Here is a 1,231-nt window from a genome sequence, read left to right as displayed (position 1 = left end):
CTACGTGAAGTCGGAGTCGCTAGTAATCGCAGATCAGCAACGCTGCGGTGAATACGTTCCCGGGCCTTGTACACACCGCCCGTCAAGTCACGAAAGTCGGTAACACCCGAAGCCGGTGGCCCAACCCCCTTGTGGGGAGGGGGCCGTCTAAGGTGGGACTGGCAATTGGGACTAAGTCGTAACAAGGTAGCCGTACCGGAAGGTGCGGCTGGATCACCTCCTTTCTAAGGAGCACACATAAGAACCCCGCAGAGGCAGCCATTCGCGTTGCCTGGTGGGAGCTCAAGGGTGGAACATCTCTATTTGGTTCGTCTGCACAGCGTTGTTCGGGGTATGTGCCTCGTGTGGCGGTGGTTGGTGGTCGTATGTGAATGAACACGTTATTGGGTCCTGGGATCACAAGCCAGCCAGCAATGGTTGTGTGTGTGGTTTCATCCAACAGGACCGACCCAGGTCACATGTGCGCTGCTGGTCAGTGTGGGTGTGGGTGGTGTTTGGTAGTGGTTTGAGAATCGTATAGTGGACGCGAGCATCAACAGCCCGGCTTGTGTCGGGTTGTTATGTAATGTGATTTTTCTTGTGAAATCTTTAGTGTGAAATTTTCGCACACACGCATATGACCGTCTTTGATGTGGTGGTATGAGTGTGTAAGAGCGCATGGTGGATGCCTTGGCATCAGGAGCCGATGAAGGACGTGGAAATCTGCGATAAGCCTCGGGGAGCCGATAAACGGGCTGTGATCCGAGGGTGTCCGAATGGGGAAACCCCGCCGCATGAGAGTGTGGTGACCCGCATCTGAATATATAGGGTGTGTGGGGGGAACGCGGGGAAGTGAAACATCTCAGTACCCGTAGGAAGAGAAAATAAAACATGATTCCGGGAGTAGTGGCGAGCGAAACTGGATGAGCCTAAACCGTGTGCGTGTCAAACGTGCTGGTGTTGCGTATGCGGTGTTGTGGGGTATGTGTGTCTAGTCCAGCATGACTAGGACGTTGATGTGTGTTGCGTGTAGTCGAAGCTGGTGGGAAACAGTACCGGAGTGGGTGAGAGTCCCGTAGACGAAACATGTGGCCCCGACGTTGTGCATACACCCGAGTAGCACGATACTCGTGGAATGTCGTGTGAATCTGCCAGGACCACCTGGTAAGGCTAAATACTTCCTGATGACCGATAGCGGATAGTACCGTGAGGGAATGGTGAAAAGTACCCCGGGAGGGGAGTGAAATAGTAC

General features: G+C 53.9%; 2 rRNA genes. Both read left to right on the top strand.

The window, feature by feature from the left end:
* Positions 1–224, top strand: a 16S ribosomal RNA gene (locus BSP239C_RS20385); the annotation flags it as partial.
* 413 nt (positions 225–637) lie between these two features.
* Positions 638–1,231 (top strand): 23S ribosomal RNA (locus BSP239C_RS20380); the annotation flags it as partial.

The sequence above is a fragment of the Brevibacterium sp. 239c genome (assembly GCF_900169365.1).
Taxonomy (GTDB): domain Bacteria; phylum Actinomycetota; class Actinomycetes; order Actinomycetales; family Brevibacteriaceae; genus Brevibacterium.
The sequence above is the reverse complement of the archived record's forward strand: the minus strand, read 5'-3'. Positions and strand labels throughout refer to the sequence as shown.